At 59.1% G+C, this 21,865-nt stretch carries 17 protein-coding genes; 9 read left to right on the top strand and 8 right to left on the bottom strand.

Annotated elements, in window-relative coordinates:
• Positions 1 to 117: 117 nt before the first annotated feature.
• The 3 genes from B5M42_RS23400 to B5M42_RS23390 are packed head-to-tail and all read right to left on the bottom strand — an operon-like array spanning position 118 to position 3,106.
• The gene (locus B5M42_RS23400; RefSeq protein WP_134756353.1) at positions 118 to 1,125 is read right to left on the bottom strand and encodes a FecCD family ABC transporter permease; all 1,008 of its coding nucleotides are present in this window, start codon (positions 1,123 to 1,125) and stop codon (positions 118 to 120) included.
• Entirely contained in the window at positions 1,122 to 2,138 is a 1,017-nt protein-coding gene (locus tag B5M42_RS23395) for a FecCD family ABC transporter permease (RefSeq protein WP_407946143.1), read from the bottom strand. The genes B5M42_RS23400 and B5M42_RS23395 overlap by 4 nt, the downstream gene beginning before the upstream one ends.
• Entirely contained in the window at positions 2,138 to 3,106 is a 969-nt protein-coding gene (locus tag B5M42_RS23390) for an iron-hydroxamate ABC transporter substrate-binding protein (protein ID WP_134756351.1), read from the bottom strand. Before B5M42_RS23390 ends, B5M42_RS23395 begins: the two co-directional genes overlap by 1 nt.
• A gap of 224 nt (positions 3,107 to 3,330) precedes the next feature.
• Here B5M42_RS23390 and hmpA point away from each other — a divergent pair, with 224 nt between their 5' ends.
• Positions 3,331 to 4,620 carry an NO-inducible flavohemoprotein gene (gene hmpA / locus B5M42_RS23385; protein ID WP_134756349.1) on the top strand — a complete coding sequence of 430 codons (1,290 nt, stop codon included), beginning with the start codon at positions 3,331 to 3,333 and terminating at the stop codon, positions 4,618 to 4,620.
• Positions 4,621 to 4,721: 101 nt separating this feature from the next.
• Here the strand turns inward: hmpA and B5M42_RS23380 are convergent, their stop codons facing one another.
• Entirely contained in the window at positions 4,722 to 5,225 is a 504-nt protein-coding gene (locus tag B5M42_RS23380; RefSeq protein WP_134756347.1) for a Crp/Fnr family transcriptional regulator, read from the bottom strand.
• Positions 5,226 to 5,506: 281 nt separating this feature from the next.
• Between B5M42_RS23380 and B5M42_RS23375 the strand changes: the two genes are divergently transcribed.
• Positions 5,507 to 5,986, top strand: coding sequence for a DUF6323 family protein (locus tag B5M42_RS23375; protein WP_134756345.1), 480 nt, complete (start codon positions 5,507 to 5,509; stop codon positions 5,984 to 5,986).
• Positions 5,976 to 7,415: a DUF6179 domain-containing protein gene (locus B5M42_RS23370; protein WP_134756342.1), complete on the top strand. Its 1,440-nt coding sequence runs from the start codon at positions 5,976 to 5,978 to the stop codon at positions 7,413 to 7,415. The genes B5M42_RS23375 and B5M42_RS23370 overlap by 11 nt, the downstream gene beginning before the upstream one ends.
• Here the strand turns inward: B5M42_RS23370 and B5M42_RS23365 are convergent.
• Entirely contained in the window at positions 7,402 to 8,265 is an 864-nt protein-coding gene (locus tag B5M42_RS23365) for a DUF2334 domain-containing protein (RefSeq protein ID WP_134756340.1), read from the bottom strand. The genes B5M42_RS23370 and B5M42_RS23365 overlap by 14 nt on opposite strands.
• A 176-nt stretch (positions 8,266 to 8,441) precedes the next feature.
• On the opposite strand from B5M42_RS23365, the gene B5M42_RS23360 reads away from it, so the two are divergent.
• From B5M42_RS23360 to B5M42_RS23350, 3 genes are all read left to right on the top strand, one after another.
• Complete coding sequence (locus B5M42_RS23360; RefSeq protein WP_134756338.1) at positions 8,442 to 9,146, top strand: thioesterase II family protein; 705 nt, start codon at positions 8,442 to 8,444, stop codon at positions 9,144 to 9,146.
• A 96-nt stretch (positions 9,147 to 9,242) separates the two neighbouring features.
• Positions 9,243 to 9,515 (top strand): alpha/beta hydrolase family protein, encoded by a 273-nt coding sequence (locus B5M42_RS23355; RefSeq protein WP_134756336.1) that lies wholly within the window; start codon positions 9,243 to 9,245, stop codon positions 9,513 to 9,515.
• Between the two features lie 93 nt (positions 9,516 to 9,608).
• The gene (locus B5M42_RS23350; protein WP_134756334.1) at positions 9,609 to 9,824 is read left to right on the top strand and encodes a hypothetical protein; all 216 of its coding nucleotides are present in this window, start codon (positions 9,609 to 9,611) and stop codon (positions 9,822 to 9,824) included.
• A 351-nt stretch (positions 9,825 to 10,175) separates the two neighbouring features.
• On the opposite strand, the gene pdxR is transcribed toward B5M42_RS23350, so the two are convergent.
• Positions 10,176 to 11,621, bottom strand: coding sequence for a MocR-like pyridoxine biosynthesis transcription factor PdxR (gene pdxR, locus B5M42_RS23345; protein ID WP_134756332.1), 1,446 nt, complete (start codon positions 11,619 to 11,621; stop codon positions 10,176 to 10,178).
• Between the two features lie 78 nt (positions 11,622 to 11,699).
• Here pdxR and B5M42_RS23340 point away from each other — a divergent pair, with 78 nt between their 5' ends.
• Positions 11,700 to 12,647 carry a carbon-nitrogen hydrolase family protein gene (locus B5M42_RS23340; RefSeq protein WP_134756331.1) on the top strand — a complete coding sequence of 316 codons (948 nt, stop codon included), beginning with the start codon at positions 11,700 to 11,702 and terminating at the stop codon, positions 12,645 to 12,647.
• Between the two features lie 54 nt (positions 12,648 to 12,701).
• Here B5M42_RS23340 and B5M42_RS23335 read toward each other — a convergent pair whose 3' ends face one another.
• Together B5M42_RS23335 and B5M42_RS23330 are read right to left on the bottom strand one after the other, a co-directional pair.
• Positions 12,702 to 14,258: a stalk domain-containing protein gene (locus B5M42_RS23335; protein ID WP_134756329.1), complete on the bottom strand. Its 1,557-nt coding sequence runs from the start codon at positions 14,256 to 14,258 to the stop codon at positions 12,702 to 12,704.
• Positions 14,251 to 15,789, bottom strand: coding sequence for a stalk domain-containing protein (locus B5M42_RS23330; protein ID WP_167690201.1), 1,539 nt, complete (start codon positions 15,787 to 15,789; stop codon positions 14,251 to 14,253). Before B5M42_RS23330 ends, B5M42_RS23335 begins: the two co-directional genes overlap by 8 nt.
• Before the next feature lie 200 nt (positions 15,790 to 15,989).
• Here B5M42_RS23330 and B5M42_RS23325 point away from each other — a divergent pair, with 200 nt between their 5' ends.
• Together B5M42_RS23325 and B5M42_RS23320 are read left to right on the top strand one after the other, a co-directional pair.
• On the top strand, positions 15,990 to 16,925 hold the full coding sequence (locus B5M42_RS23325) for an ADP-ribosylglycohydrolase family protein (RefSeq protein ID WP_209280777.1): 936 nt from the start codon (positions 15,990 to 15,992) through the stop codon (positions 16,923 to 16,925).
• 469 nt (positions 16,926 to 17,394) lie between these two features.
• Positions 17,395 to 21,588: a glycosyl hydrolase gene (locus B5M42_RS23320; protein ID WP_230633163.1), complete on the top strand. Its 4,194-nt coding sequence runs from the start codon at positions 17,395 to 17,397 to the stop codon at positions 21,586 to 21,588.
• The last annotated feature ends 277 nt before the right edge of the window (positions 21,589 to 21,865 follow it).

Genomic DNA, 21,865 nt, shown 5'->3' with positions numbered 1-21,865 from the left:
AATCAATGGATGCGGGGGCGACAATATGAATATCGTTGGCGGCACAAGCTCAAGCAACGGATCAAGCCAATTGCAGAAGCAAAAGCCCTACGGCCAAGGGCGCGAAGGGCTTGCGGTTTATTTTTTCATCATCAGGTACAAAAAGTAGGGCGCGCCGATAAAAGCAGCCATGCTCCCGGCGGCAATGCCTTCCGGCTCGGCAATGTTGCGGCCGATCGTGTCGGCAATCAGCAGCAGCAGACCGCCCAGCAGCAGGGCGACCGGAATCGCCAGCCGATGGCGCGGACCGACCAGCGCCTTGGCGATATGCGGAGCGAGCAGGCCGACGAAGGCGATGCCGCCGGTCACGGACACGGCCGCAGCCGCAAGCGCGACAGCCGTCAGCAGCAGCACGATTCGCTCGCGCTGGACGGCGACGCCAACGCCGACCGTGACCGGCTCGCTAAGCGTCAGCAGGTCAAGTCGGCTGGCTTTGTAGATCGCAAACGGCACCAGCACGATCAGCCAGGGCAGGAGCGCCAGCACGAACGGCCAATCCGCGCCCCAGATCGAGCCGGCCAGCCATTTGACGATGAAGGTCACTTTGACCCGCTCGGCCGAAGAGATCAGCACGACCATCAGACCTGAAAAGGCAGTTGCAAAGCCGATGCCCGTCAGCACCAGCCGCACCGGCTGCAAGCCGTCCCGACGACTGTACGAAAAGAAGTAGATCAGCATTGTCGTCAGCAGCGCGCCGGCAAAGGCGACGACCGGCAGCCAATAGATGAAGGCGCCCGCCTGAATCGGGAAGTAGAGGAAAAAAATCGCCACGGCGACGCCGGCTCCCGAATTGATGCCCATAATGCCCGGATCGGCCAGGTCGTTGCGGGTAATCCCCTGCAAAATCGCTCCCGAGAGCGCCAGCGCCATCCCGGCGAGCAACGTGATCGCAATGCGCGGCAGCCGGACCGAATACAGCACGAAATGCTCTTTGAACGTGCCGTGTCCGAGCAGCGTAGGCAGCAAGCGTTTGTAGGAAAGCGAAGAATAGCCAAGCCCCATGCCGATGACGACGGTGATCGCGATCAGCAGCAGCAGGATCAGCAGCACGAGGCGCTGCTTGCGGATAAGCGCTGGCAGGATCATGAGGTCGACGAGCCCCCTTTACGCAGGATCAGCAGAAAAAAGGGCAGGCCCAGCACCGCGATAATCGCCGTAACCGGCGTTTCATACGGCGCGTTGATCGTCCGCGCCAGCGTATCGGCCAGCAGCAGGAAGCTGGCTCCCGTCACCGCGCATAGCGGCAGCACGAAGCGGTAGTCGGCGCCGACGACGCCCCGCACGATGTGCGGAATCATCAGGCCGACGAACGCCAGATTGCCAACGAGGGCAACCGAAACTCCGGCCAGCAGGACGGTGACAAGGAACAGGATCGTTTTGATCAGCCGGGTCCGTTGGCCGAGGCCGACGGCGGCTTCTTCGCTGAGGCTGAGCATGGTCAACTGGCGCGCGTAGATCAGCGCAACGGTTATGCCGAGCACGACAACCGGAACGATCACCTGCAGCTGCTGCCACGAAACGCCCATCATGCCACCGGCGGTCCACAGCGAAACGTCTTTGGAGATTTTGAAAAAAATGCCGATCTGGTCGGCGAGCGCGTACAGGAACGCCGATACGGCGGCTCCGGCCAGCACGATGCGATAAGACGCTTGGCCGCCGCGCTTGAGCGAGCTGAGACCGAGCACGAGCAGCGAGCCGACGGCTGCGCCGACGAAGCAAACGAACGTGACGGCCAGATAGCCGGCTGCGGGCAGCAACGCCAGCGTCACGGCCAGTGCGGCGTCAGCGCCGGCCATGAGCCCGAACAGGCCGGGATCGGCCAGCGGATTGCGGGTCATCCCCTGCATGACTGCGCCGGAGACGGCGAGCGCTGCGCCTACGAAGATCGCGGCGACTTCCCGCGGCAAGCGAATCTCGCGGATCAGCGAAAGCTTCTCGCCGCTTTGCTGCGTAGTCAGAGCCAGCCAGACGTCGCCCCAGCTCGTATCGGCGGCGCCCAGCAGCATGGAAATGGCGAACGTGGCGATGAACAACGCCGCTGCGGCTGCACAGGTCAAACCGAAGCGGACGGAACGCTTGGCGAGCATCGTCGTGTTCATTATTGGCCGAGGAAGCTCTTGATGAAGAAATCCAACTGGAAGTCCAGCGTCAGCGGATCGTTGAAGTAAAACTCCTTGGCGTTGGCCGTGTATACGCGGTTGTTTTTGACGGCCGGCATGTTTTTATACGTATCGGTTTGTTCGTAGGCGTTGTCGGTATCTTTGTTGCGGCTGACGATCAGATAATCGCCGGCGTATTGCGGCAGCACTTCGGTCGACAGGGCGTAATAGCCGTCTTTATCGGTCATTTCCTTGACCTTGGCCGGCATTTTCAGCTTCATTTCCTGATACAAAATTTCCGTGCCGCGGCCCCAGTGGTCGCCGAAGACGTACAGCTGCTTGTCGAAATTCTCGACGACGGAAACGGTGGCGTCCTGGCCGATTTTTTCGCGAATCTGGTCACCGGCTTTTTGCGCGCGTTGTTTGAAAGAGTCGATCCATGCTTTGGCTTCCTGTTCCTTGTTGAGCAGCTTGCCGAGCTCCAGGTGCTGGGTCAGATAGTCGACCTTGCCGTATGTATAGACGACGGTTGGCGCGATTTGCTTGAGCTTGTCGAGGTTTTTGAGCCCGTCCAAGCCGATGATCAGATCGGGATTCAGCTCAATGATTTTCTCCAGATTTTCTTCGGACGCTTCCTGCACGTTTTGCAGCTGGCTTTCGAAGCGCGGGTTCATTTTCGACCAAGAATCGACGCCAACCAGCGGAACGCCGAGCGCCATGACGTTGCCGGCAAAGCTGGACAAGACGACGACGCGCTGCGGATGGGCCGGAACCTCAACAGGGCCTTGCTCCGATTGGTAGGTGCGTGTGGCCGAGGCGTCGGCGGCTGCAGTGGCGGACGGCGTAGCGGCGTTATCGGCGGGCGATGCCGCCGGGGATGCTTCCGGGCTCGGCGAAGCGGCTGGTGTGCCGCATGCGCTGAGCAGCAGCAGGCACAACAAAGTGAGGGGCAGGAAGAGCTTGTTCATGGTTGAGTAATCTCCTTTTGTATGATGTAGAGTTTTATTGATAATGATTATCAATATCATATAATAAGATAAAGCGAAAACGGCGGCTTGTCAACAGCAGTTTGTTGAAAAACAGGCCCCGTTCACAGATCGTTTTGTTTTGCTGTGAGCGCAGTCACACAGGGACGGGCGTTTTTTTCGTTATACTGAGCCCATTCCACATTGACGAAAGCGGGGAAATGAACATGCTGAACGAACAAACGATTCGCCTGATTCAATCGACGGTGCCGGTGCTGGAGCAGCGCGGGCAAGCGATCACACGGCGCTTTTACGAGCTACTGTTTGCCGAACATCCGGAGCTTTTGAACGTATTTAACCATGCGCATCAAAAAATGGGCCGGCAGCAAGCAGCGCTTGCCAACGCGGTGTACGCGGCGGCTCTGCATATCGACAAGCTGGAGACGATTTTGCCGGCGGTGCGGCAGATTGCCCACAAGCATCGCAGCCTGGGCGTCAAGGCGGAGCATTATCCGATTGTCGGGCAAACGCTGCTGGCTGCGATCAAGGATGTGCTGGGTGAGGCGGCGTCGGAGGAGGTGCTGGCGGCGTGGGCGGAAGCTTACGGCGTTATTGCCTGCGCCTTCATCGGCGTTGAGGCCGGCATGTACCGTGAAGCGGAGGAGCAGGCTGGCGGCTGGGCCGGTTTCCGGCCGTTCAAGGTGACCGCCAAGGTGCGGGAGACGGAAGCGATTACGTCGTTTTATTTGATGCCTGCGGACGGCGGCGCGTTGGCGGCGTTTGAACCAGGACAATACGTCAGTGTAAAAATGGCGCTGCCAGGGGACGCGTTTACGCATATCCGCCAATATAGCCTGTCCGACGCTCCCGGCCGGCCGTATTACCGGATTACCGTCAAGCGCGAGGATGCCGTCGACGACCGTCCTGCGGGTCGGGTATCGACGTATTTGCACGAGCGCGTCGCGGTGGGCGACGAGCTGCAGCTGTCCGCGCCGGCGGGCGCGTTTACGCTTGACCGGCAAGCCGCGGCGGTGAAGCCGGTCGTGCTGATCAGCGGCGGCGTCGGGCAAACGCCGCTGGTGAGCATGCTCGCCGCGCTGGCCGAGGACCGCACGCAGCAAGCGGTCACGTTCATTCACGCGGCGCATAACGGACGCCTGCACGCGCTGCGGCGGCAGGTGGAGGAGCTGGCCGGTGCGCTGCCGCGCGGCGCGGCGTTCTGGTGCTACGAGCAGCCGACGGAGCAGGATCGGGCGGACGGATCGTTCGATAAGGCGGGACGGATCGATTTGGCTTGGCTGGCGAGCGTGCTGGAGGACAATCAGGCGAGCTTTTATTTGTGCGGGCCGGAGCCGTTTATGCGGGCGACGTTCGGGTTTTTGCGGGAATGGGGCGTGGCGGAAAGCGATATCCATTACGAATTTTTCGGACCGACCGGCAGCTTGGCGGCATCGCCGACGGCTGGAGCGGATGAGGAGGCGGGACTGGCGTCCGGGAGGGCCGGACGCCGGGCGTAGCGGAGCTGGCGCGGTACCGGGAGCCGTTCGCTGTCCGATCTGCCAGCCGCCGTAAGGCCGGCACTTCGCTCTGGCGGCGCGTGGTGGGCGTAAACTTTGCTTCAGATTTTGCGCTCGGCGCGCAGCAGCCGGTTGATCGTTTCGCGGCGCAAGCCAAGCAGCTGGCCGATTTCATCCTGCGTCAGCACCTCGGTCAGCGAATCGGTCGAGATATACGCTTGAAACCAGCTTTGCAGCTTGCGCAGCTTTTCCGCTGGCGTCACCTCGGTCAAATGGTCGATTCTGCGCTGCATCGTGCGCAGCCTGTCCTGCAGCAGCAGCGCCACGTCGCGATACAATTCGGGGCAACGCTCCAGCTCCCGGTACCACTGCTCGGCGGGCAGCGTTGCGATTTTGCAAGTCGTCAACGCCACGGCCGTGCCGAAATAAGGGTTCGGGCTGATCAGGGAATGATGCGGCACGGTTTCGCCGGGCACGATCAGATTGACGACGAATTGCGCGCCGTCCTCGTGAACGCGGACGATTTTGAGCAGGCCGCTTTCCAGCCGGAAAAGCGGGCCGGTTTCGCCTTGGCGAAACAAAACTTCGCCCTTGTGCAGCAGCATGGGCTTACCTCCTATACGTACAGCGAGGCCTGGCGAATCTGCCGGCGCTTCGCTTTTTTTTGTTGTGCAAGCAGCAAAAAGCGCCTGCCGCGGCAGGCGCCGACCCGTCTGCCTCGACATGCAGGCCGATTCCGGTTTCAGTCATAACAAAAAGCCATAATCCCTTGACAATGGCTTGTAATTTCAATAAAATAGATGAACTATTAATTTTAAACGTATTTATACAATCATATCACAAATTCAATGAAATGTCAATATCTTTTTCGAGGAGGATGCTTGTCATGCTGTTACCGCGATTGCTGCACGCGCTCAGTCATTCCCTGGAGGATCAGGCGGTGTTCACGCTGCTGGAACAAAACCGCTATACGCAGCCCCACGGCTTGACGTTAAGTCCGGACGATGCCCATTTGCTGCTGGCTGTACGCGAGCAGGCGCTCGGTCATTACGACCGCGTTGAAATTGGCGTTGGCGCTGCTGCAGCGCTGATTGAGGTTTTCGCTGCGTCTGTCCACATGGAAGCGGACAGCTTTGCCGGGACGCTGGCAGAGCTGCTGGAGCTGTTTTACGCGATCAAGAGCGACACGGAGGACCGCATCGGCGACCTTGTATTGATTGAAGCGATGAAGGAACGCTTTGACGGGGAGTGCGGCGGTGCGATCGAGCTGCTGCGCGGCAGCATGGAGGAGTACGCTTCCCGGTTCAGAAGCGGCTTGACGCCAGGCGAAGAAAGCGAAGACGAGGAGGATGCGTATGAACGCTGATCAAACGGGGGCTTGGCCGGCTGTGCAGTCCGGCAAGCGGCTGCACCCGGAACGGCTTGCTCGGGGCAGTTATACCGTGGCGCTGCTGGCGGAAGGGCAGCGGGCCGGACGGCTCGGCCGCACTGAGGCGCTGGAAGCGCAGAGCGGGCTGATGAGGGTACTGGAACGGTTGATCCGCCAGCGCACAAAGGGGGAAAGCTCGTCGATTGCTGCAGAAACGGCGGAAAGCCTGCTGGCTTCCATCCTTTATGCGACGGATCTGGAGCTGCGGATGGCCGGAGAGCCGGAACGGGCATTGGAGCGCTTGCGGACGGAAGGCATCGTGCGGATTCATCATTGCGGCGTCGAACGGGTCGCCGGATTGTTTACCGATGCCAAGCGGCTGTACGGGGAGCTTCGGCGGAGCAAGCTGGCTTTGCCCGTAGATGCCTATCAGCTGACGATCGATGAGTCGCTGCCGGTTTTTATGAAGAAATACGATGTGGTATTCGAAGCGCACAATACGATGGCGAGCATCGATTATCCGTTGGCCGCAGACGATACGAGCCTGACAGGCATCACCTACATTCATCAGTATATGGAACGCTTGCTTCTGGAGACGCGCCTGGTCGGGCTATTTCCCCTGGAGGATGTGCTGGGACTGCTGGCGGACTATGGAGACGTATGCCGCTTCGACTACCGGATCGAGCTGTTTAATATATTTGAGCTTGTGTTGGAGATGGCGTTGTTTTCGCTGCTCAGCGGCGGTTCGGCCCGCGAATTGCGCCTTGCTCCCGAACGGCTGCCCGGTATCAAGCTCAGGCTGGCTGCTTGGGATTTGTCCACGATACGCGCATGGATTAACCGGGCGCAGGAAGAGCTGTGCCGTGAGTGGGCGTTGTCCGATCCACAATGGCTGGCGTATATGCGGCTGGGTGAAAGCAATCTGGCGCAGCGGCTGCATCACGCCGTCCGTCACGACAGTCTGGAGGCGGTTGTAATCACGACCAGAGCGCCGCGGTCCAAGCCGGAGACGATGTCTTTCGGGGCAGCGGACCGGATGAGCGATATGCAGCTGCGCAAGCGGCTCGAACAGCTGGCCGATTGCGCTTCGGCAGAGGCCAAAATCAAGCTGATTCAAGCCAATTTCCGATCACTGCATGACTATCTCGACATGCTGGAAGCAGACATCTTGTATGGCGCTGAATACGAAACGCTGTTTGCGGCGTTTGGCGATACGGAGCTGGCGGTTCTGGCCAAAATCACGCTCTACGAGGAGCTGCGCGGCTCCTCGTCCGATCTGCTCGCTGCCGTGCACGCCAAGCGGTCGGCAGAGGCGGAGTGGCAGCAGCGGCTGCTCGATTTCCTCAACGGCTTGAGCGCGCGCCGATTGGCAGCGATTGGCGAACGGCTTGAAACGCTCGATGTCGGCGAGTTCAGCTTCCGCTGAAGGCGCGTATCGTCACAAACTGTCGTCCTGCCGCTTTCAGTCCGGCAATAAGAGTGCGCAGCGGCGAACGCTCGTCATACACGGTCCGGCCGTTTACAGCTATGCGGATATACGGAAATTCGAGAAACGGATGAAAAAAGAACGAAGCCAGCTCGTCAGGCGCATACCGGGCCGCCTCCTCCACGATGCGCGCGGTGTCGCGTTCTGGGTCTGTGCCGTCCACGTAGCCCAGCGGCGTCGGCACATACCATGTACGGCCATAACGATTGGCAGAGGCCCGTGCCGTCACCTGACGGCTGCCCGGCGCATCGGGATTGTCTTCGTACATGAAGCGCGTACACGCTTCCAGGATGCGGCGCTGCGCGGGCGAAGCGGCGTAATGCGGCGTTTCGAACCAGTCGGGAGCGAGGCCGACCGCGCGGAATTCCGCGAACGCCAGCGCCAGCCGCCGGTAAGCGTAGGAATTCGCCAAACCCGCCGTCGTGCCGAGCGCTTGCGGCGAATCGTCCGGCGGGCAGTCCCCGCGGCAGCCAGCATAGGCGAATTCGAAGCCTTCGCCGCTAATCGAGCGGCCGTACTGGTGTGTGTAGCCGTGCAGGCCCAGCGAAACGCCGTCGTCGCGCCATTTGTGCAGATGGGCCGCCAGCTCGGCCGCGGCGGGAACGCCGGTGGCGCTTAGCGGGCAGTCGACGCCGCGAAGCGGATCAACAAACCGCGAGATGATCGCGGCGTGGAACGGCACCCCGAGCCGGTGCAGCATGTCGCCGACGGCGGCCAGCTTTTGCCGTGATTGCCCATCCCCATAGTACCCCCCGGGACCGATGTCCTCCAGACGCAGTAATGCTTTCATCGCAGCAGCTCCTTTCGCATCCGCATGGAATGAGAATCGCGGTTCAGCTCTATAGTATGACGGACGGCCTGCGGGACGACCCTAGCCAGCGGCTGTTGTTCGGGTTGTCAAAGCGCTTGGCAGGCAGTATTGTTAAGATGACTGACCGTACATGAGCGGGTAAAGGAGTGCAAAGCATGAATGTGATTTGTTTGCCGTATGCCGGGGGTTCGGCGCGGATTTTTCACGGCTGGGATCAGGCGCTGGGCCACGGTCTGGAGTGCCGGGCGGTGGAGCTGGCGGGGCGCGGCCGCAGGTACCAGCATCAGCCGTATGCCCATGTGCAAGAGGCTGTCGATGATTTGCTCAAGCTGATTGCTCCTTATATATCGGACGAGCCTTATGGCATTTTTGGCCACAGCATGGGCGCGCTTCTGGCGTTTGAGCTGATGCACCGGCTGCAGCAGTCCGGCGAGCAGCTGCCGGCTTGCGCGTTTGTATCGGGCCGCAACCCGCCGCATATGGCGATTCCCGAAATGTTTCATGCGCTGCCGCAGGCGGCTTTTATCGAGAAGCTGAAGGAGCTGGACGGCACGCCCGCCGAGGTGTTTGAGCATGAGGAGCTGCTGCAGCTGTTTTTGCCGATTATCCACAATGATTTCAAATTGGTGGAGACGTACAGCTACGTAGGGGGCCGGCCGCCGCTGCGTTGCCCGCTTGTCGTGTTCCACGGCTCGCGCGATTCGTTTACGACAGCGGAGACGGTGCAGGGCTGGGCGCTTCATACGAGCGCCGGCATCCAGACACACGAGTTGGACGGCGGACATTTCTTCCTTCACGACCGGCTGCCCGAGCTGGCTCAAGTAATCCGCGATACGCTGATTCGTTTGACGATTGCTTAGGCTGACAAAGGGTAATGGCAGGGCCGGGGCATAGGCAGAAGGCGGTCCTGCCGCTTTGCGGGGCGGGCGAGCGGAGGAAGGTCTGTGGAGGAACAAATGATGAGACTCACGGTTGCGGTCAAGGGCATGGCCCCGCGGCCACATCTGTTCATTCACGGCGACGCCGATCGCACGAATCCGCTTGAGGACAGCCGCGAGCTGCTGGCTGCGGCGAGGGGATGGAATGAGGATGAAGATGAAGATTCGCCCGCCGAGCTGTGGGTGGTTCCCGGCGCGGCGCATCTCCGCGCTTATGCACTGGAGCCGCATGCTTACCGCGACAAGGTCGTGGCTTTTTTTGGCCGGGAACTGGATGGGACGAACAAGTGAGCAAGTGGATGGCGATCTTCCGGTCCTTTTAGGGTAAGCTGAAGATAGACAGAACGCACGGGCGCGAGGGCCCGCAGGGAAGGGGAGCTTGCGATGAACGCAAACCTGTTTTATGTGATTTTTACGGTGATTTTATTGGCTGGCCTGGCAGGTACGCTGATGGTTGGCTTTTCGAAAAAAAATCGGGACGGCGACCAGACGTATTTTCAAAAAACAGGCGCCAAATGGGTTCGTCTGACCTCTTTGTACGTGGTGGCGATTGCGTGCGGCGTTGCTGCGCTGATCGCTTTTGTCAAAGGCTGGCTGTAGCCGTTGCACCGGCAGCCTGCGGCTGGCGACGGCGCGACGCGGCGGGTCTGACAGTCTCGGTGTGGCCGCGGAGGCGCTCCGGGCGGCGTATTCCGGCCGCGTCGGCGTTCGCTCTTAGCGGGTCTGCGGCGTGCCGCTGCAGGCATGCTGGCGTGGTCATGCTTTCACGCTGCGATGCTGCACTGTTAAACTGCTGCACCGTTACACTGTTATACAGTGCAAGTCGAGTGCCATCTGCATCAGCGCCAGCCACGTATAAGTTGTTTCGCCCCGCAGACGGCCTGGCGCTTTGCACACGGCGCTTGGCGTTGCTCGACGCGGCTGGGGCTGGCGCCAGCGTCAGGGCGCAAGCTATGCCTGCTCCAGCGCCTGCCATGCCGCGAGTAGCCGCTCGACGCCGTGCGGGATCTCCGCCAGCGTCGGGCGGGCGAAGCTCAGCCGTACATAGCGGCGCTCCGAGCCGTACACGCTGCCTGGCGTGAACACGACGCCGTGCCTGATCGCTTCGTCGAGCAGGCGCGCTTCGTCCGCCGGCCGCTCCATCCGGCACCAGAGCGTCAAGCCGCCGGCAGGCGGCTCGAAGCTGAGCAGCTCGCCCATATGTCGACTCAGCGCTTCGGTGAGCGCCGCTTTCTTGCGCGCCAGCTCGCCGCGCAGCCGCGCCAGCTGCCGATCCATGCGGCCGTCCGCCAGCAGATGTTGCGCGGCCCATTGCGGCAGGCTGCTGAGGCCAAAATCCATCTGCTGGCGCGCGTCGGTCAGTCGCTGGACGATGGTTTGCGGAGCCAGCAGCCAGCCGATGCGCAGGCCGGAAGCGGCGATTTTGGAGAGCGAGCCGACGTAGAGTACGTTGCCTGCCGTATCGAGCGATTTCAGCGTCGGCGGCGGGCTGCCGCTGGAAGCGGTCAACGTGAACGGGTCGTCTTCGACAATCGGGATGCCAAGCTCGGCTGCGATGTCCAGCAGCTCGCGACGCCGCTCGGGAGCCAGCACGCTTCCCGTCGGATTCTGAAAATTCGGATTCACGAAAATCATCCGAATGCGATGCTGCTTGTACAGCGGCACGATGTCCTGCGGGCGGATGCCGCTGCGGTCGACCGGCAGCCGGAACAAGCGTAGCCCGGCCGATTGAAACATCGGCAGCGAATAGCTGTAGGACGGGTCTTCAATGGCCACGGCGTCACCGGGGCTGAGCAGACATTGCGTGATCAAATACAGCGATTGCTGCGAACCTGAGGTAATCAGCATCGAAGATGCGGTTGTGCGGATGCCGAGTCCGCGTTCGAGGAACGCGACCAGCGACTCGCGCAACGGTAGGAAGCCTTGCGGATCGTCATAGCCAAGCGGCTCGTCGAAAGGCTGCTCGCGCAGCACCTGCTGCAGCTGCTCGCCAACGAACAGATCCGCCGACAGCTCGCCGCTGGCGAAATCGATCAGCGGCTGCGCCGACGATTGGCGCAAAGCTTCGCGAATGCGGCGGATGGCCGGCAGGTTCGGCAGGAAGGCGCCGCCTTCGGCGTATTGCTTCCAGTTCGGCGTTATTTTCGGGACGATGCCCCATTTGTGCGTGATGACCTTGGTGCCGCTGCCTTGCGAGCTTTCGACGAGGCCGGATGCGCGAAGCTCGTCATAGGCCTGCACGATTGTGCTGCGATTGACGTTCAATTGGCCGGCAAGCTTGCGCTCCGAGGGCAGCAGCGTGCCTGGCGGATATTCACCTCGCGCAATGCGTTGTTCGAGATCGGAGGCAATTTGATGATAGAGCGGGGTTTTGCTTGTTCGATCGAGATTCCACATGCGGGCCGTTCCCTTCAATGGCGTAAGATATGGCCCTAGTATATCATGTGCAAACGAGGTTTCAAGAGGAGGCGGAATATGCAGCAAAAGCAAGTCCGCGTCGCGGTTGTCCAAGCCGCGCCGCAGCTGTTTGATACCGGCGGCGCGCTCGCCCGCATCGCTGAGCTGACGCAAGCTGCCGCCCTTCAGGGCGCTCAACTCGTCGTATTTCCCGAGGCGTTCGTGCCGGGTTATCCGCGGGGACTCTCTTTCGGCACGCGTGTCGGCAGCCGTAGCGGCGAAGGTCGCAGCGATTGGCAGCGTTACGCCGATAGCGCGATCACCGTTCCGGGACCGGAGATCGCGCAAATGGCCGAAATTGCGAGAGAGGCGCAGGCGTATCTGGTCGTCGGCGTCGTCGAACGGGAAGGCGAGTTTGGGGGAACGACGTTGTACAATTCGCTCGTTTACTTGGGTCCCGACGGGGCGTATCTCGGCAAGCATCGCAAGCTGATGCCAACCGGCGCCGAACGGCTGCTCTGGGGGCAAGGTGACGGCAGCACGTTGACGGTGATTGATACGCCCTTTGGCCGGGTCGGCGGCTTGATTTGTTGGGAGAATTACATGCCGCTGGCGCGTATGGCGATGTATGCGAAGGGCGTCGATATCATGCTGACGCCAACTGCCGATGCGCGCGATACGTGGCAGTCGACGCTGCGGCATATTGCTTGCGAAGGGCGCTGCTACGTCGTGTCGAGCAATCAATACGTCACAAAAGCGTCGTATCCGGCCGATCTGGCCTGCTATGCCGACATCGCGGGCGATGACGACGTGTTGTGCCGCGGCGGCAGCGCAGTGGTTGATCCGCTTGGCGCGTATGTCGCCGAGCCGCTTTACGGCGCGGAAGGGCTGCTGTTTGCCGACCTCCATCTGCCGCTGATTAGGCAAAGTCGTTACGATCTCGATGTCGTCGGCCATTACAGCCGGCCCGATGTGTTCCAGCTTACAGTCAACGAGCAGCCGCAAGTCGGCGTCCGCTTCCGCTGAAGCGAAAAAAGCATTCCCTCCGTCATATCACGGACTGGAATGCTTTTTGCTTGTTTAAGGCTCAAACGTCAAGCTCTGCACAATGCCGTCAAAATCCGCTTGCGCGGCTTTGCGGTACTCGGGCTCGGTTCCGAAAACCACCTGATAAAACGAATGCTCCGTTTCGAAAACGGTGATCGTAAATTCGGTGTCGAGCTGATTGTCCATAAAGATGAATCGGCGGGCAGGGTAATCTTTGAAGCTCACATTTTCTTCGCTGAGCAGCCGATCCGTTTCACTGTTGACGTTCTGGGCTTTAACGGTTTCGTAATAGTCGTTCAAACTGCCGGCGCCGGGCGATTCCTTGGCTGCCGCCAGCAGGAAAAACAGATGGAAGTCGAAGGAACGCAAGCCGAACTTGTGCGTGGCGTCTCCGCCGCCTTCGTACATATCGTTCCACAGCCCGTACACCGTGACGTGCGCCGTACCGTCAGCCGACGTGAGCGCGTGTTTGGCTTTGATGATCACTTGACGTCGCCCGGCATCCCAATCGACGAGCGCTCCGGTCGCTTCCGCGACAAAACGGATGGGGACAAACGTGCTGTTATCAACCAGCTCTGGCGCTTCGGGAAGTTCGATGGCTGCGCCGTTGACTTCAGCGTTTCGGCTGCCGATTTGCAGCTTGATCGTGGTGTCCGGACTTTCGCCGACAATGGTTTGCGTTTCTTGCTGCCAGGTGATGTCGAGCCCAAGCTTTTCGAAAATCGCCCGGAACGGGACCAGGGTCGTTCCTTCACGGATGAACGGATTCTGGTCCAGATCAAGCGGGTTGGCATCGAACAATACCGTAATCGGTTTTTCGCCAGGTGGAGGATTCGTTGTGACGATGCGGACGCCTTTTTGCTTGAGTCTGGCGATGACGCCGGCTGCCTGATCGTTTAATGGATTGTTGTCCAGTGCAACGGACTGCAGGCGGGGTAATAGCTCTAGCGCCGAAATATCGGAAATGTGGTTATCGTTCACATATACGTTCTCCAGCGTTGGCATTTCTTCCAGAACGGAAATATCCGTCAATTGATTGTGCTCCAGAGACAACCATTTCAATGGCAAGTTTCGGAGCGGCGACAAGTCGCTGATCTGATTGTTGCCTGCGAGCAGGTCTGTCAGATGATTCAGATGTTCCAGCGCATCGAGATGTTCCAGCCGGTTGCCGCTAATCAGCAGGGTAGTCAGTTTGGCAAGGCCGGTTAGGGGCGTGAGGTCGGTAATCTCGTTGCGGTCCACAGCCAAGAAAGTCAGTTTATGCAAGCCGGAGATCGGCCCGATATCGCTTACCGCTTGACCGGATAACACCAGAGTGCCCAAGCCGGTAGCAAACTCCAGACCTTTGAGGGAAGCAATGCGTTCGGGCTGATTATAGGCGTATAACGAGGTGACGGTTTCCAGCTCGGCGGGGCTTAGCTCGCCCGACGGCTTGCCAAGCTTCTCGCGCAAGGCGGTTTCCAGCGTTGGGTCGGCAATGAGCTTGCTTTGCGCGAATATGGCGGACGGCCAGATGTTCATTAGCAGGACGAAGGCGAGCAGCAGGAGCAGGCTGCGGGCAGTCCATGATCGTGTGATTTGTTTATTCATGAGCGGTCTCCGTTTCTTTTCCGGATTCAATGCTTACCGTGTGCGTAGTGTTGTCCCAGCCGACTTTGGCTCCTAGTGATTCAGCGACAAATCTCACGGGAATAAGCGTAGTTCCATTTAGTAACACGGCAGGGGTATCCAGCTTGATGCTTTCCCCGTTTACTTCGGCGACATTGGCTCCAATCGCGATGCGCAGCGTCAAACCGTCCTTGCTGGCCGTAACCGCCGCGGCGTTGGGGTCCCAGGCAATTTGTGCACCCAGTTTTTCAAAGATTGCGCGCATCGGGACCATTGTCGTATCGTGGATCAGCTGTGGAAATTGCTCGAAGGTCAGCGCCCGGCCATCCACATCGACCTTGATGGTGTCAAACGCTTCATCGGGCTGCGCCGGGTCGCTTTTGATCAGCACGGGCACCGTGCGCCACCATTCGGTGCCGTCGCCGATATAGCCGTCGCCCCAGCCCCATAGCGTATGATCCTCGCGTAGCGCCATCACATTGTTGCCGGTTCCCGAGGCGGTGATATGGCGGATATGGGTCAGCCCCTTCACCTGCACGGGAACCTTGGAGTCCGCATAGGAGCCGATGCCGAGCTGACCGCCCAAATTGCTGCCGCCGGCCCACACGGTGCCGTCTTTTTTCAAATAAATCGGACCGCCCTGCGTCCCTTGAATTTCAGCCACGTCGCGAATGTACGGAGCCTGAATCGGCTCAGGCCGGTCTTCCGTTGTGCCGTCGCCCAATTGGCCAAAGGCATTGCTGCCCCATACCCATACGGTACCGTCGTCCTTGAGCGCAAAATAGCTGCCGATCGACGTCGCGACCGCAACGATATGATCGAGACCTGTCACTTGCTCGGGAACACCGCCCGCGCTTACTGTAAGCACGGTGCCGTCCTTACGCAGCGCGATCAGGCTGCCGGTATAGCCGGTGGCGACCGCTTGAATGTTGGTCCAATTTTTTAATTGGACCGGCTGGGTCGTGTAGGGGATGCTGACGAAGCCCCACGCCCACAACGAGCCGTCGTCCTGAACGGCGTACGTGGCGGCGAAATTGCCGGTAATCGATACGATGTGCGACAACTCCTTGAGCTGTATGGGCCGGGAAGCGTTATGCTGCTCGCTGACGTCGCCAGAGCCGATTTGCCGCCGGGTAACGGTTCCGTCGCCAAGCTGGCCGTCGGTATTGTCGCCCCAGGCCCAGACGGAACCGTCTCGCATTATGGCATACGAGTTCGCTTGTCCCGTACCCAATGCGGCGACATCGCGCAGCGCCGGGACCTGCACGGGCAGCTTCTCCGGCTCGCCGAATTGTCCTGTGCCCAGTTGGCCGTTGCGGTTGCTGCCCCAGGCCCACAGCGTTCCATCCAGCTTGAGTGCCAGACGGTGCGAGCCGCCGGAGGACATATCGGCCCAGCCCCCGGAAGCGGGCTCCTTCATGTTTGCAGTTGCAGCTCCGGCGGGAATAGCCATCCAGAGCAGCGCGGCAAGGGCGAACGCCCGGGCCGTGCGGATTGAACCTCTATATTTCAAATCAACACACCTCATTTTGCGGAAAATAATGGCTGCAAACATCCTCTCATTATAAAACGTATGGCGGCGTTTGTCAGTTTTATTTTCCGCGCAAAAAGGAATGTTCTTTCGGCTGTTGCGTTTATTCGCTGCGCCGCGGTAAGCTGGTTTCAATGTTGTGACGGCGCTGTTATCGGCGCATGAAGAGAGGAGAGATGAAGATGAACGGCAATCCGGTAAGGGATGCGATTCTGGGCGTCTGCGTCGGCGATGCGTTGGGTGTGCCTGTGGAATTTTCCATGCGGGAGGCGCTGCGCAGCAATCCTGTGACGGGGATGCGCAGCTATGGCGTCTGGAATCAGCCTAAAGGGACCTGGTCGGACGACAGCTCGCTGACGCTTTGTCTGGCCGAGAGCTTGTGCCACGGCTTCGATCCCGAGGATATCGGGCAGCGCTTCCTGCGCTGGTATCGCGAGGGCTACTGGGGCGCTCATTATGAGGTGTTCGATATCGGCAACGCTACCCGTACGGCTTTGGAGCGACTGGGCTCGGGGGCCGTAGCTGCGAGGGAAGCGGGACTGCGCGACGCCGGCAGCAACGGCAACGGCTCGCTGATGCGGATAGCGCCGATGGCATTTGTTGTGAGAAACCTGCCGAGGTCCGAGCGGGCCCGGCTGGTCGCGGAGTCGTCGTCGATTACGCACGGGCATGCCCGCTCGGTGCTGGCTTGCGACCTGTATATTGAATACGCGCTGCTGCTGCTGGAGGGAAGGCAGGTGCGCGACGCTTATGAGATGTGGCGGGTCTGGGCGCGGGCGGAGCTTGCCGATCACCCGGAATACACGCATTTCCAGCCGCTGATTGCCGGCGATATAGGGAGCTGCGAGGAAGCGGAAATCGGATCTTCCGGCTATGTTGTCGATACGCTGCAGGCCAGCATGTGGTGCTTGCTGACGAGTCGTTCCTTTGCGGAAGCTGTGCTAAAGGCCGTTAATCTCGGTGGCGATACGGACACGACGGCTGCGGTGACGGGCGGCTTGGCCGGGCTGGCCTACGGCGCTGCTGCCATCCCCTTAGAATGGGTAATGGCACTGGCCCGGTTGAACGATATCGAGAAGCTGTGCGAGCGGCTGTTCGCAGCACTGGAACGGGCTTAGACGGACGGAACGAATAGCAGAGTCCGGCGGCAAAGCCGTCTCGCAGCCAGCGCGGGAGGGCGGTTTTTGACGTCTTTACAGGGTGATCCAAAAAATATAACGAAAACACATTAAATTCCACTAAAAAATTTTCGTGCAATTTTCGTTCAAAGCCTCATTGACTAATCGAATTATGTCGATTATCATAGAAATATAGTGATTTTACGAAAATTTTAGAAAATTTCGAAACGAATAAACTAAAGTTTTCGTAATATTCTAACTGCTGTCTGAGGTAGGGTAAGGATCGGGAGGGAGCGATTTTTTTCAAAGTTTTGATGAAAGCGTATACAAAGTCTCGGTGACGCATTCGCCAGTCCTGCCGCCGGGAGGAAGCAGCCAACTGGATCACAGACGGCGTTCCGCCCTATGCACAAAGATCGTGATTTCCGTTATGAAGAGAATGACCCACAAATGAATGGGGAGTGAGTCTATGCGAATCAAGCTTTTTTCCAAGCAAGTTCTTTTATCCGCGTGTTTGACCGTTTCAATGGCAGCCGGTCCATTTGCCGCTTCGGTGTCTGCGGACAGCCCGATTGTTCCGGTTGGCGCGGGCAGCTACACGACGGCGCTGCCGACGGTTCAAGGTACGATTGCGCCGCAAGCGACGATTTACCGCACAGCCAACGTTACCGGACCGATGCCAACCAACAAATGGTGGAGCTCGGCGGCGTGGAACCCTTTTTCATATCAAATGTTTGCTGATCCGCTGCAATTGACGGCGGTTGCTGCCGGCATTCAGGTGAGCAACCCGGATGCATACGCCAGCGCCAATCTTTACGACTCAAACGGTACGTTGACCAAGGTGAGCGGTATTTATCGCCACGCTGTTTTCAACGGCAATCAGATTGCCGATTTCACCCTCGGCACCACAAGCACAACGACGTTCCCGCAAAAGCTGGTGGACGGCTACTCCGACTGGTCGGTGTCCATGCTGTGGCAAACCGGCGCGAACTCGATGCGCGTGACGGCCTCGATGGGCTCGCCTTACCTGTACGCCACGTATGCCGGCGGCAATCCGCAGCTGAAGTTCGATACGGCGCCAACGATTGTAAGCGGTTCCGCCAGCTCGAACGTGCTGCAAATTCAAAGCAACGGCCACACCTACGGCTTGTTCGGTCCAACCGGCGCTACATGGACAGGCATCGGCACGACGACACTGACTTGCGTGCTGCCTAGCGGCAAGACCTATTTCTCGGTCGCCGCGCTGCCTGACGCCTCCGCTTCCACCTTGGCGACGTACCAGCAGTATGCCTACAATTTCATTACGAACCAGGGCGCGTCCAAAACGACCGTCAGCTACTCCGTCGATCAAACGAGCTCCCAGGTACACACAACCTACACTGCAGCGACCCAGACGATGGAAGGCAGTCAATCCGGTACGATTATGGCGCTTTATCCGTCGCAGTGGAACAGCCTGGACAGCGGCGCGAACGTGTTGTCCCAGCAATTCGCCTCAGCGCACGGGATGATGAAAACGGTGGCGGGCAGCTCGTTCTCGACGACACTGACGTATCACGGCATTTTGCCTTATGTGCCTGCGGTCGGCAACTATGATGCTGCCAAATTGAGCACTTATGTCCAGAACGTGGCCAATGAGCCGAATCATCTTACTCAAGCGATCAAAAATACCTGTACGGACCGTCCAGGCGTCGTGGTCAGCTATACGAAAGGCTGTGCTTACGGCCGTGTGATGAACGTTGTGCCGCTCGCGCAGACGCTTGGCGACGCGACTTCGGCCGAAAGCCTTGAGAAGTGGCTGGAGCAGGATCTCGCCGATTACTTGACAGCTACGACTGCCAGCGGCGCGGCGAAGTCCGCCGATCTGTTCTATTATGACAAAAACTGGGGCACGATGATTGCTTATCCGGCCGGCTTCGGTACCGATGGCTCGATCAACGACCACTCGTTTACCTGGGGTTATCTGACTCACGCGGCTTCGCAGATTGCGCTTAACAATCCGGACTGGGCCACGCAAACGAAATACGGCGCGATGATCAATCAGCTGTTCGACGATGTCGCGAATACGGATCACAATAACACGATGTTCCCGTATATGCGCTCGTTCGATCCTTATGCCGGTCACTCCTGGACGGATGGTAAAGCCAACTTCGCCGACGGCAACAACGTGGAGTCTTCGTCCGAAGGTATTCAAATGTGGTCCTCGATGATTCAATGGGGACTGGCGACCAACCAGCAAAAATATGTTGATCTCGGCATCTATCTGTACACGACGGAAACGCATACCGCGCTTGACCAATGGTATCAAGTGAACGGCAACTACTTGCCGGACATTCCGACCGAGCACGGATATTCGCAAAGCTGGAGCAACGCCAGCAGCTCCTCCGCTACGCTGACGCTGACGCCAGGCCAAGCCATGAAGCTTTCGATCATGCATTATCAAGTCAACGGCGCTAACCACGATGAATTCATGGTGGCGGTTCCGGGAACAAATAAGCTCGCTTATACGATTACGGGCCTGAACGACGGCGACGTGATCAAATATTGGTTCACCAACGGCTTTGTCGGCGATCCGGGCAACACAGACGACAAAAACCCGTACACGTACACCTTCAAAGCAGCAGGAACCGGCCCGTCCACCAGCAGCGTGACGCCTAGCAACGGAACTCCGGGCACGACGGTCACGATCAATGGCAGCAACTTCGGCACAACGCCGGGGACCGTCAAATTCGGCAGCGCGACGCTGACGCCGCTGAGCTGGAGCAACACAGCCATTACCTTCAAGGTTCCGATGCAGGTGCCAAGCAATTTCATGGTGCAGGTCGTCACGCCGCAAGGCTCGACCAACTTCCAGAACTTTGCCGTGCTTGCCAACCAAACAGGCCAGCAATGGGGCGGACAATCGACCTATGGGGTATGGTGGACCGGAGACCCGCAGGAAAAACGCGGCATCAACATGCTGCCATTGACGGGCGCATCGATGTACCTTGGTTTGTATCCGGATGTCGACAAAGCTTCGATCGATCAGTTGAAAGCGGAAATGGGCAGCGACAGCTGGACCTGGTGGGCAGACCTGCTTTGGCTGTTCCAAGCGTTCTATGATCCGGACGGTGCGATCAGCTTGTACAACGCCAATCCGAATTACATGAACTCTGCCGGCATTCAGAACGAACAAGGCCTCAGCCAAGCGCAAACATACAGCTGGTTGTACTCCATGCAAGCGCTGGGCCGGGTGAACGGCAGCATTACAGCCAACACGCCGCTGTATTCCGTCATTACGAAAAACGGTGTGAACACGTATGTAGCCAATAACGTGACGAACGCTCCGCTGACCGTGACGTTCTCCGACGGTCAGACGTTGACTGTAGCCGCGCATTCGATGGCTTGGAAGGGCGGAGTAAACGGCTCGATGGACAACCGTTCGGGCATTTCACAAACCGGCACCAACAACACGCCAACGCCTACACCGACAGCAACGCCAACGCCGACACCAAGCGGAACGCCAACGGCTACGCCGACAGCGACGCCAACACCAACGCCAACAGGTACGCCGACACCAACGCCGACACCAACACCAACACCAACACCAACGCCGACGCCGACAACAGGCGCAGTGGTGATCTCCGATCTGGGCAACGGTTCGGTAAAGTTCTCGATTACTTTGACCGAGCCTAAAACATACGTCTATGTGTTCGCCAAGAAAAACGGTGCACAGGACTATGCCGATACGAATGCGGTAAGCAGTGAAGTCAACAACGGCAACGGAACATACACGTATTCGAGCACGCGTCCTGCCGGCACCTATGCAGCGGGCAATACGATTGAAGCGCGGTTCTATACGTTCAGCCAGGCAAGCGGTCAAAAGTTCTATCCAGGTCCTACGGACAATGTATTCAGCTCGCCGGTGACGTACGGTTCTTCGCCAACGCCGACGCCGACACCAACGCCAACGCCAACGCCAACGCCGACGCCGACACCAACGCCGACGCCGACACCAACGCCGACGCCAACACCGACGCCGACACCGACACCGACACCAACGCCAACGCCGACGCCAACACCGACGCCGACACCAACGCCAACGCCAACGCCAACGCCGACACCAACGCCAACACCGACACCAACGCCGACGCCGACGCCAACACCGACGCCGACACCGTCCGGTATGCCAAGTGTACTGTATGTGAAAAGCAGCGGGGTACTGAGCGGTACGGCTGGCAGCAGCGCAGCCAGCGATACGATCCAAAGCGCGGGTGGTGCAAACCGTGACGGCACGCCAACCAATGCGCAAGTTTACACGATTACCGGCTTGAACGGAACGTATCAATCCGGCGGAACGAGCAAGTTTAATCTGTATGTCGACGCTGCGACTGGTGTAGGTGACGGGGTGCAGGTACAAATCGTGTACGACTTCCACGGCGACGGCACACTTGTCAAAACGGAAACGTACAACTATTTCGCCACTGATCCGGTTACCGGCTGGGAGCTGTACAACGAAACGAGAAATATTTCGCCAGGCTTCTCTTCCGGCTCCTTCGCGAACATGGTAAACGGCAAGATTACCGTCAAAATATGGAACGCCATCGGCAACACGAGCACTTCGGTTCTGGTCAATGCGCCGTCCAATGCGGCTCAGGTTTCCAAGCTCACGGTTCCATTCCAGTAAACAAACAGTTTTCAAGACCGGTCAGGTTGATCTGGCCGGTCTTCTCCTATTCCGGCAGGTTTGGATAATGAAGAATACTGTTACACAAGATAGATGAAATCCCTGCCATATGTTCAACAGGCTCCTTCAGATCACGGCAATATCGCGGAGGGAACAAAGCGCCGTCCCAGGGCGCATCGGACGCCATCGTCGCACCGGAGGGCCAGTTTTGCCAGCTGAACAGCCCGGAGCGCGCTTTCCCCGACTACCAGGTCAGGGAGATCCATTTTCCTAAAGG

This window comes from Paenibacillus athensensis (assembly GCF_004514475.2).
Classification (GTDB): Bacteria; Bacillota; Bacilli; order Paenibacillales; family NBRC-103111; genus Paenibacillus_AL; species Paenibacillus_AL athensensis.
Note: the sequence above shows the minus strand (reverse complement) of the source record. Positions and strands in the feature narration are given on the sequence as shown.